The organism is Streptomyces sp. AP-93, from assembly GCF_022808175.1.
Taxonomy (GTDB): domain Bacteria; phylum Actinomycetota; class Actinomycetes; order Streptomycetales; family Streptomycetaceae; genus Streptomyces.
Genome location: NZ_JALGBX010000042.1, coordinates 36,625 through 46,789, shown reverse-complemented (window position 1 = coordinate 46,789; position 10,165 = coordinate 36,625). Strand labels below are relative to the sequence as shown.

8 protein-coding genes are annotated in these 10,165 nt (G+C 73.7%); 5 read left to right on the top strand and 3 right to left on the bottom strand.

Annotation, left to right across the window (positions count from 1 at the left end; all coding sequences use genetic code 11):
• Positions 1-246 precede the first annotated feature (246 nt).
• The 3 genes from dacB (at position 247) to MTF69_RS40230 (ending at position 5,314) form a co-directional block, all read left to right on the top strand.
• A complete protein-coding gene (dacB, locus tag MTF69_RS40240) occupies positions 247-1,899 on the top strand; it encodes a D-alanyl-D-alanine carboxypeptidase/D-alanyl-D-alanine-endopeptidase (protein ID WP_243341759.1) in 1,653 nt (550 codons plus the stop codon).
• A 461-nt stretch (positions 1,900-2,360) separates the two neighbouring features.
• Positions 2,361-4,865, top strand: coding sequence for a SpoIIE family protein phosphatase (locus MTF69_RS40235; RefSeq protein ID WP_243341758.1), 2,505 nt, complete (start codon positions 2,361-2,363; stop codon positions 4,863-4,865).
• 212 nt (positions 4,866-5,077) lie between these two features.
• The gene (locus tag MTF69_RS40230) at positions 5,078-5,314 is read left to right on the top strand and encodes a response regulator transcription factor (protein ID WP_243341757.1); all 237 of its coding nucleotides are present in this window, start codon (positions 5,078-5,080) and stop codon (positions 5,312-5,314) included.
• Here MTF69_RS40230 and MTF69_RS40225 read toward each other — a convergent pair.
• Positions 5,265-6,293 carry a serine/threonine-protein kinase gene (locus MTF69_RS40225; protein ID WP_243341756.1) on the bottom strand — a complete coding sequence of 343 codons (1,029 nt, stop codon included), beginning with the start codon at positions 6,291-6,293 and terminating at the stop codon, positions 5,265-5,267. The genes MTF69_RS40230 and MTF69_RS40225 overlap by 50 nt on opposite strands.
• A gap of 141 nt (positions 6,294-6,434) precedes the next feature.
• The gene (locus MTF69_RS40220) at positions 6,435-7,130 is read right to left on the bottom strand and encodes a DUF998 domain-containing protein (RefSeq protein ID WP_243341755.1); all 696 of its coding nucleotides are present in this window, start codon (positions 7,128-7,130) and stop codon (positions 6,435-6,437) included.
• Between the two features lie 164 nt (positions 7,131-7,294).
• Between MTF69_RS40220 and MTF69_RS40215 the strand changes: the two genes are divergently transcribed.
• Both MTF69_RS40215 and MTF69_RS43630 read left to right on the top strand, forming a co-directional pair.
• Entirely contained in the window at positions 7,295-7,618 is a 324-nt protein-coding gene (locus MTF69_RS40215; protein ID WP_243341754.1) for a YciI family protein, read from the top strand.
• A gap of 3 nt (positions 7,619-7,621) precedes the next feature.
• Positions 7,622-9,601 (top strand): RNA polymerase sigma factor, encoded by a 1,980-nt coding sequence (locus MTF69_RS43630; RefSeq protein WP_243341753.1) that lies wholly within the window; start codon positions 7,622-7,624, stop codon positions 9,599-9,601.
• Here MTF69_RS43630 and MTF69_RS40205 read toward each other — a convergent pair.
• Entirely contained in the window at positions 9,598-10,140 is a 543-nt protein-coding gene (locus tag MTF69_RS40205) for an NADPH-dependent FMN reductase (protein WP_243341752.1), read from the bottom strand. The two genes, MTF69_RS43630 and MTF69_RS40205, sit on opposite strands and share 4 nt — an antisense overlap.
• Positions 10,141-10,165: the final 25 nt, after the last annotated feature.

Below are 10,165 nucleotides of genomic sequence, written 5' to 3'. Positions count from 1 at the left end.
CCATACCCGGTGTCTCTGGATCTCTGGACCTTACGACTGGCCCGTCCAACCCACACAACAACGTAGGACCGGCTGACCGTCCGACCCGTACCGGTGGGGGCCGTCGCGTACGCGCGGCGGCCCCCACCCGTGGGCGCGAAGTGCGGGCCGGATGCGGGCGTGCCACGCTGGCTGAACCCTGCGTACCGCATCCACGCGACCGGGTGACGCCTCCGGAGCCCGCCGCCGAGACGAACGGGGCCCGCCGTGCCAAGAGGAACGCACCCCCGGTCCCTGCGGCGGCGTACGGCTGCCGGATGCGCGGCCCTCCTGCTCGTGCTCCTGACCGCGGGCACGGCCGCCGGAGCGCCGACACCGACGCCGACACCCACACCCACGCCCTCCCGCACGGATGGTTCCGACCCGCTCGACCCCCGGATCACCGAGATCATGCGGAAGCCGGGGTACCGCAACGCCCAGTGGGGCCTCCTCCAGGTCGACCCGGACACCGGGCGGACCGTCCACAGCCGGTTTCCCGACCAGCTCTTCATCCCCGGGTCCACGGCCAAGCTGTTCAGCGTCTCCGGTGCCTGGCACGCCCTCGGTCCCGACCACCGCTTCGTGACACCGCTCTACGCGGTCGGCGAGCGGCGCGGCGCGACCCTGACCGGCGATCTCGCCCTGGTCGCCCAAGGCGATCTGACCCTGGGCGGCAGGACCCGCCCCGACGGTACGGTCGCCTTCACCGACCTCGACCACACCTACGCGGACGACGTCCCCGGTGCCACGCTCACCCCGCAGAACCCGCTCGCCGGCATCGACCTCCTCGCGCGCCAGGTGCGCGCCTCGGGCATCACCCGCGTCGACGGGAACGTGATCGTCGACGACCGGCTCTTCGCGCCCGAGCCGGTCCTGATCCCCACCCCGACCCCGCTGATCGTCAACGACAACCTCATCGACCTGACGACCACCCCCGGGGACCGCGCCGACGCTCCCGCCCGGCTGGACTGGCGGCCGAAGGTCGCCCCGTACCGGGTCACCTCGACGGTGAAGACCGTGGCGGCGGGCAAGCCGACGGCCGTCACGGTCACGACCTCGGACAACGGCACCCGCATCCGGCTGTCCGGCACGATCGCGGCGGGCGCCGCACCGGTGCTGAAGGTCTCCCCCATCACCGACCCGGCGGCCTTCGGCCGGACCGCGCTGATCGAGGCCCTCGAACGGGCCGGGGTGGACGTGACCGCGGATCCGGCGGGCGGGAACCCGGTGGACCGGCTGCCCGCGGGCTACGAGGGCCGGGCGCGGGTGGCCGCCTACACCTCGCCCCCCTTCGCCGACTACGCCAAGCTCATCCTCAAGGTCAGCCACAACCTGGGCGCCAACCTCGGCATGTGCCTGATGGCCGTTACCACCGGCAGCCGCGCGTGCATGGACGGCTTCCCCGTCCTGGCCTCCTTCCTGGACGAGGCCAAGGTGGACCGCGCCCAGGTGCAGCTCCTGGACGGGCGGGGCGGCAACCCCGTCGACCGGTCCACGCCGCAGGCGGAGATCCAGATGCTGACGTACTGGCTGCGCTCCCCCGAGGCGCGCCGCTTCCGCGAGTCGCTGCCCGTCCTCGGGGTCGACGGCCTGCTGGCCGAGAACTGCCGCGACTGCCCGGCGCGCGGGAAGGTGTTCGCCAAGACCGGCGCCGCCGTCGGACTGGACGCCCTGAACGACCGGCTGGGCATCGGCGCCATCACCATCGCCGGCTACCTGGACAAGGGGGACGGCCGCTTCGACGTGTTCTACGCCGGCGTCACCGGCGCCTCGACCCCGACGACCGACCCGAGCGGCATCCTCGACATCGCCAACGACGTCGCCATGATCGCCGCCCACCTCCAGGAGGCGGTCGCGGCGCCCGGTGCCGGCCAGCCCTGATCCCTGCAGCCCTGATCCCGGCGCCTGTCAAGTAACGAACAGTCGGGTCTACGGCTCCGCACCGCCTCCGGGCAGGGTGGTGGAAAGCGACCGTCCTGCGCAGAGCAGGGGCGACGCGCCATCCGGAGCGAAGGCGGACCCGCCATGACCGACATCGCCCTAATCGGACTCGGCTGCCGCATTCCCGCTCCCGCTCCCGCTCCCGGTCCCGGTCCCGGTCCCGCTCCCGGTCCGCGGAGCGCGCCGCGAACGCCGGGAGCATCGCAGGCGCCCGCGGCGCCGAAGGCCCCGAGCTGCTGGACCAGCGCGTCGGCGCGGTACTCGCCGTACTCGACGCGGCGGACCGTACGCCGCTGGCGGCCGGGGCCCACACCCTAGGCCGCACTGCGTTGGTGCTCCTTGCCGCGCCGGATCATGCTTGTCAGTGGAGCCCCTGGCCAGCGAAGGCGAGATGAGCGGCGATGGAGCAACTTCCCACCCCACCCGGTGAGCGGCCGGCCCGGACGACGCACGTCTCCCCGGCGGCGTACACGGCCACGGCCACCGTCAGCGAGCAGGGCATCGTGACCGGGTGGAGCGAGGATGCCCGCCGGCTGCTCGGCTACGCGCCCGCGGAGGTCGTGGGACGGCCCGCCGCGGACCTGCTCGCGGACCGGTCCGCCGGGCCCGGCGGACCCGGGCCCGGCGGACCCGGCGGTAGGGGCGCTGCGACGCCGCCGGTCGGGCCCGGGCAGGAGCGCTGGAGCGGCACCGTCCCGCTGCGCCACCGTGACGGCCGCCGACTGGACGCGGGACTGCTCGCGCACCGCAGGACGGCCGCCGGCGGGGCGGCCGAGTGGTTCGTGGTGTCCGCCGTGGCGGGGGCGCCCGATGCGTCCTGGGACGGCCCCCTGGGCGAATGGGCCTTCGACCGGTCCCCCTGCGTCATGGCGGTCTTCGACGGGGACCTGCGGCTGGTGCGGGCGAACGCGGGCATGCACCGCACGCTCTCCCTCACGGAGACCGAGATGCGCGGGCTGCGCCTGACGGAGATCGCCCCCGACCCGGTGAGCGAGGAGACCGAGCGGGGGATGCGCCGGGTGCTGGAGACGGGCGAGCCGCAGTCCGTGGACGGCTTCGTCCGGCCGCCCGGGGGCGCGGCGCACGGCTGGGCGACCTCGCTGGCTCCCGTACCGGGTCCGGACGGCCGGGTACGGGCCGTGTACCTGAGCGCGCAGGAGAGCCCCAAGGGTGACGCCGCCCCGCACCGGACGCTCCCGCCGGACCTCGACGCGGCCCGCATCGACGTGGCCCGCACCGACGTGGCCCGCACCGAAGCGGCCCACACCGGCACCGCCCCGGACAGTGCCCGCACGGCGCAGGAACTCGCCGACGCGGCCGTCCCCCGGCTCGCCGACTTCGCGGTCGTCGACCTCCTGGAACCCTCCCCGCGCGGCGAGGGACCGGCCCGGAGCCTCGGGACGGGTGCGCTCACGGTGTCGCGCAGCGCCGTACGGTCGGTCCTCGGCGCGAGCCAGGAGTCCCGGTTCGCGGTCGGGGAGAGCGCCGTCTACCCGGCGCTGTCACCCCCCGTGGAGTGCCTGTCCGCAGGGCGGGGCTCCGTGTACGGGGCCGCCGACCCGGCCGTCGTCCGGTGGGCCGCGCAGGATCCCGGGGCCGGCTGGATCAGCGAGCACGGGACCCATTCGATGATGCTGGTGCCGCTGCGCGACGGCGGGACCACGGTCGGCCTGGCCCTCTTCAGCCGTCACCAGGGCCGGGAGCCCTTCGACCCGGAGGACCTGCGGCTGGCCGAGGAGCTCGCGGTCAGGGCGGCCACCGGCATCCACCGTGCGCGCCGGACCGTCCGGGAGCACACCAGCACCATGACGCTGCAGCGCAGCCTGCTCCCGCACACGCTGCCCGTGCAGTCGGCGCTGGAGATCGCGTCCCGCTACCTGCCCGCCGGCGGCGAGGCCGGTGTGGGCGGCGACTGGTTCGACGTGATCCCGCTGTCCGGAGCCCGGGTGGCCCTGGTCGTGGGCGATGTCGTCGGCCACGGCATGCGCGCCTCCGCCACCATGGGCCGGCTGCGCACCGCGGTGCGCACGCTGGCGGACGTCGACCTGCCGCCCGACGAGCTGCTCACCCACCTCGACGACCTGATCATCCACTTGTCGGCGGACGAGACGGGCGGGGAGACGGCGGGGGGCATCGGCACCACCTGCCTCTACGTGGTGTACGACCCGGTGACCCGCCGGTGCACCGCCGCCCGGGCCGGTCATCCCCCGCCCGCCGTGGTTTCCCCCGAGGGTTCCGCGTACCTCCTCGACGTCCCGGCGGGGCCGCCGCTGGGCCTGGGGGGGCTGCCCTTCGAGACCGTCGAGGTCGAGCTGCCCGAGGGCAGCCTCCTCGCGCTGTACACCGACGGCCTCCTGCAGGCCCGGGACCACGACATCGACCAGGCCCTGGACACCATGCTCGCGGCCCTGGTCCGGCCCGCCTCCACCCTGGACACCGTCTGCGACCGGGTGCTGACGGCTCTGCTGACCCACCGCCCCGACGACGACGTGGCCCTGCTCGTGGCCCGGACCCGGGCCCTGCACACCGACAAGGTCGCGGTCTGGGACCTGCCCTCCGACCCCTCCTTCGTCGGGCAGGCCCGCCGCAACGCCACCGACCAGCTGACGGTCTGGGGGCTCGACGAGGCCGCCTTCGTCACCGAGCTCGTGGTCAGCGAGCTGGTCACCAACGCCATCCGCTACGGCGAGCCGCCCGTGCAGCTCCGGCTGATCCACGAGGGCACCACGCTGATCTGCGAGGTCTCCGACGCGAGCGGTACCGCCCCGCACATGCGCCGTGCCCGGATCTTCGACGAGGGTGGGCGCGGCCTGCTGCTGGTCGCGCAGCTCACCCAGCGCTGGGGGACCCGGCACACCCTGTTCGGCAAGACCATCTGGGCCGAGCAGTCCCTCGTCGAGTTCTGAGGACCTTCAGAAGGCCTTCAGAGGACCTTCAGAGGACGGTCGGAGGACCTTCTCCCCTTCCCTGTGACACGCCCGTGACAGACGACGGACAGGTCGATGAACTTCCCCCGACATGCTCTTTAACACGGACATACATTCACATTCGTGGACATGTCCTCTGCTTTCAAAGGTGCGAGCAGCCGTGATGACTGAGCCGAAGCGGAGGAAGTCCCATGAGCCTCACCCTGGTCGCGCCGCACACCGAAGCCGAAGCCCCCGCAGCCGCCCTCGCCCCGCGTGAGCAGGAGGCCCTGCGCCACATCGCCGCCGGGTGCACCTACGTGCAGACGGCCCGCTCCATGGGACTCTCCAAGCACACCGTCGACGCCTACCTGCGCCGCATCCGGGCCAAGCTGAACATCAACACCACGGCGGAAATGACCCGCCTGGCCATCTCCCTGGGGCTGTGAACACCGGCCGGGCCCAGTCCGGGGGCTCCCTGGGCTCCACCGCCGGCAGGGCGCTCCCCGGATCCCCGGGCTGCGGAGCCCTCCGCCGGGCAGGTGCGGTGGCGGTCGCGGCACGCAGCGCCGCCACGAATTCCAGGCAGGAGTCGTAACGGTCCTCCGGGACCTTAGCCAGCGCCTTCGCCAGTACGGCGTCGGCCGCCGCCGGGACATCGGGCCGCTTCTCCGTCAGGGGAGGCGGCTCGTCGTACTGGTGCGCCCACAGCAGCGCGGGGGCGTCGTCCCGGACGAAGGGCGGCCCGCCGGCGAGGGACTCGTAGACGACACAGCCGAGGCTGTACACATCGCACCGGCCGTCGACCGGGCGCCCCGAGATCTGTTCCGGCGCCACGTAGTCGATCGTGCCGACGAACTCCCCCGCCGAGGTGAACCCGGTCAGCGCCAGCGACTTCTTCGTCAGTCCGAAGTCCGTGAGGTAGACGTGCTCCGGGTGGTCGCTGTCCGTGCCCTCGGCGACCAGGATGTTGGCCGGTTTGACGTCCCGGTGCACCAGATCGTGCTCATGGGCGGCGTCGAGCGCGGATGCCACCTGGCCGGCGATGCGCAGGGCGGTCGCCACGGGCAGGGGTCCCTCCCGGTCCAGCAGGGCCCGCAGGTCCGGCCCGACGACGTACCGCATGGCGATGTAGAGGACCCCGTCGGTCTCCCCGGCTTCGAAGACGGGGACGATGTGCGGGTGGTCGATCCTCGCGGCGACCCGGGATTCGTGGGCGAAGCGGCGCCGGAAGACCTCGTCCCGGACGCGCTCCGGGGCGATCAGCTTGAGCGCGACCGTACGGTCCAGGCGCAGGTCCTTCGCCTGGTAGACGACGGCCATCCCGCCCCGGCCGATGATGCGCTCGATCTGGTAGCCGGCGATCTGCCTGCCGATCAGGCCGGAGGCCCGTCCCGTATAAAGGCCCTGGTTCGCTGCCGTGCCCATCAGGCGCCTCCCGCGGCAAGTCTATCCAGTGATCGACACGCACGCCCGTGGGGCGGGCAGCGGCGCCGTCGTGCAGGCCACGGCCTTCCGCGGCGACGGTTCCCGGCCGTCGCCGCTGCGGGTGCCGGTGTGCCCGGCGGTTCAGACGCCGCGGCGGCTGCGGTACGCGACCACCGAGACCCAGAGGAGCGCCGTGACGGCTCCGACGGCCAGGGTCAGGGTGCCGGCCCGGCCGCCGCCCATGGCCCAGCCGTTGCCGAGCAGGAGGGCGGTACCGGCGACCCGGGAGGCGATCGCGTACGGGCGGTTCCCGGCGCGGCCGAAGTGCCGGCCCAGGACGTAGCAGGCGGCGATCAGCGAGGTGAAGGTGACCGACCCGGCGGCGAAGTGGGCATAGCTGTGCCAGGTGAGCGTGGCGGTCTCCACGGAGGGGGCTCCCAGGGGGAAGCCGTCGACCGGATCCATGACGAAGGCGCCCGCGGCGATCATGCCGATGCCGGCGGTCCGGACCAGCCGTGGCGCCCAGGTGCCTCCCGGTGTACCGCGCAGGGCCCGGCGCAGGCCGGTCGCCCCGAGGGCGAGGAGGGCTCCGGCGAGCAGGAAGTTGGTGATCTGGAGCCAGCCGAGGCCGCCGTTGCTCAGCGCGCTGAGCGGGTGGCGGGTGATGTCGAAGCCCTGGCGGGTCGCGGCCTGGGTCAGGGAGACGACCGCCCACAGCGGCGAGGCGACGACCGCGCAGGTGAGCAGGGAGCGGGTGGTGGCGGAGGAGGAGGAGGAGGAGCGGGTGGCGGAGGAGGGGGCGGTGGAGACGGTGGCGGTGGGGGTCCGGGTGCTCATGGCGGGTGCCTCTCGGTTTCGTCGTATGCGGCTCTCGTTCGGTTCTCGCTGACACGTCGAATCAGAAAAGTGACAGGGAACGGGCGCGTTCCCTGTGACATGGCCGGTTCGACGTGTAGGCAAGGTGCGGGCAGCAGCTCGGCACCACGAGACGAGGAGTCCCCATGCGCTACCTGATGACGACGAAGCCTTCCGACACCGCCCCCGACGAGCGGCTGTACACCGAAATGGGCAAGTTCATCGAGGAGCTGACGGCGGCCGGCGTCCTGCTGGCCACGGGCGGCCTGGAACCGGGCGGCATCCTGGTGACCTCCGCCGGCGAGGAGATCACCGTGACGGACGGGCCGTTCGCCGAGGCCAAGGAGGCCGTGGCCGGTTTCGCGCTGATCGAGGTCCGGTCCAGGGAAGAGGCGATCGAGCTGGCCCGCCGCTTCCGCAGGATCGTCGGTGACGGCGAGAGCGTGGTCCAGCAGGTCTTCGGCCCCTGATCCGTGCCGGACACCTCGCGGACGATCGACGCGGTCTGGAAGCTCGAATCGGCCAGGATCATCGCCACGCTCACGCGCATGGTGCACGATGTCGGCCTGGCCGAGGAACTGGCCCAGGACGCGCTCGTGGCCGCGCTCGAACAGTGGCCTGGCGCCGGGGTCCCGGACAACCCCGGCGCCTGGCTGACGACCACGGCCAAACGGCGGGCGGTCGACCACATCCGGCGCTCCCGGCTGCTGACGGACAAGCAGGAACAGCTCGCCCACGAGCTGGAGGAGCGGCAGGAAGCCGAACCGGACGACGTCCTGCGGCTGATGTTCCTCTCCTGCCACCCCGTGTTGCCGGCCGAGGCCCGTGCGGCGCTCACCCTGCGGCTGCTGGGCGGCCTGACGGCCGAGGAGATCGCACGGGCCTTCCTCGTCACGGCGAGCGCCGTCACCCGGCGCATCGCCGCGGCCAAGCGCACGCTGGCCGAGCACCACGTGCCCTTCGACCTGCCGGAGGAGACGGAGCTGCCCGAGCGGCTGTCCTCGGTACTGGAGGTCGTCTACCTGATCTTCAACGAGGGCTACTCGGCCACCTCCGGCGACGATCTGATGCGGCCCGGACTCTGCCTCGAAGCGCTCCGGCTGGGGCGGCTGCTGGCCGAGCTGGCCCCCCGGGAGTCCGAGGTGCACGCCCTGGTCGCGCTGATGGAGATCCAGGCCTCCCGTTCGGCGGCGCGCACCGGCCCCTCGGGCGAGCCCGTCCAGCTCCACGAGCAGAACCGGGGGCGCTGGGACCAGCTCCTCGTCCGCCGCGGCTTCACCGCGATGCTGCGCGCGCGGGAGGCCGGCGGGGCCCCCGGCCCGTACATGCTGCAAGCGGCGATCGCCGTGTGCCACGCGCAGGCACGCACCGCCGAGGAGACCGACTGGGCACAGATCGCGGCCCTGTACGGGGCCCTGGCGCGGCTGCTGCCGACGGCGGTGGTCCAGCTCAACCGGGCGGTGGCGCTCGGGATGGCGCACGGGCCGCAGGTAGGCCTCGACCTGGTGGACTCCCTGGTCGCCGATCCCGTGCTCCGCGACTACCACCTCCTGCCCAGCGTCCGGGGAGACCTGCTGCTGCGCCTGGACCGCGGCCCGGAGGCACGGAGGGAGTTCCTCCGGGCGGCGGCCCTCGCCAAGAACGCCGCCGAGCGCGCCTTCCTGCTCCGGCGCGCGCAGGAGGTCCCCGCCACCGGCGGCCCGGCCGGTCCCGCACCGGGTCCGGTCCTCGGCCGGGCCGCGGAGGGCTTCCTGGGCCGGGCGGATCTGGACGCGGCGACGGTCCGCTCGTACGGGCAGACCCTGCGGCGGCTGCGCCTGGACCTCGGCGACGCCACGCCGCTGTCCCGGCTGACGGCCGAGGAGGTGGCACGGGTGTGCGCGGCCGCCTGGGGCGCTGCGGCGGCCCGGACCTGGAACCGGCACCGCGCGGCCGTACGCTCCTTCGGCGCCTGGGCCGGCCTGGACGGGCTCGCGGCCGGGCTGGAGCGGCGCACCGAGCCCCGCCCCCGGGCCGCCGCCCTGGGCCCCGTACAGCTCGACGCCCTCTGGAGCGACCCCGAAGTGCCCCTGCGGGAACAGACGTTGTGGCGGCTCCTGCACGAATCGGCTGCGGGGGTGAAGACCGTCCTGTCCCTCAACGTGGAGGACCTGGACCTGGAGGACCGCCGGGCCCGCGCGGGCCGCACGTGGGTGAGCTGGCGCTCCGGTACGGCCCGGCTCCTGCCGCTGCTGCTGGCCGGCCGTACGCGGGGCCCGGTGTTCCTCACCGACCGGCGGCCCGGACCGGCCCGGACCCCCGGGCCCGCCGATCTGTGCCCGGACACGGGCCGGCGCCGGCTGTCCTACGAGCGGGCCGAGCACCTCTTCAAGGAGGCCACCAAGCCCCTGGACCCGGCGCACGAGGGCTACACCCTGCGCCGCCTCAAACCCGGTCCGCAAGACGCCTCCTAGCCCTCGTCCGCCAGCAGGGTGAGGATCTGGGCGAGTCGTGCGCGTACGGCTTCGTCGGTGATGGTCCCGTCCGCGGCGACCGTGCTGCGGTCCACGGGGATCCGCGCGCACGCCGCGTCCCTGATGTCGGCGCCGGTGTAGCCGAGCACGGTCCGCAGCGTGGCCTCCGCGCCCTGGCCGCGCCCCGGGGCCGCCGCGTTCACCCAGGCGACGGGCTTGTCGCAGATCTCGGTGCCGCCGACCGTCCAGTCCAGCAGGTTCTTGAAGGAACCCGGCAGGGTGCCGGCGTACTCCGGGGTGCAGATCAGCACCCCGGCCGCCCCGGCGATCGCCGCGCGCAGCCCGGCCACGGGGTCCGGCAGCGGATCGGCGTCCCGGTCGGGGTTGAAGTGCGGGAGGTCCGCCAGCCCCTCGTAGAGGACCGTCCGCACCCGGGAGGGGGCCGCGGCCTGCGCGGTGCGCAGGACGGTCTCGTTGGAGGAGCCGGCCCGCAGGCTTCCCGACAGCAAGAGGATCACAGGCAGCGGCAGCGTAGGCATGGGCACCAATGTAGTGATCCGTCAC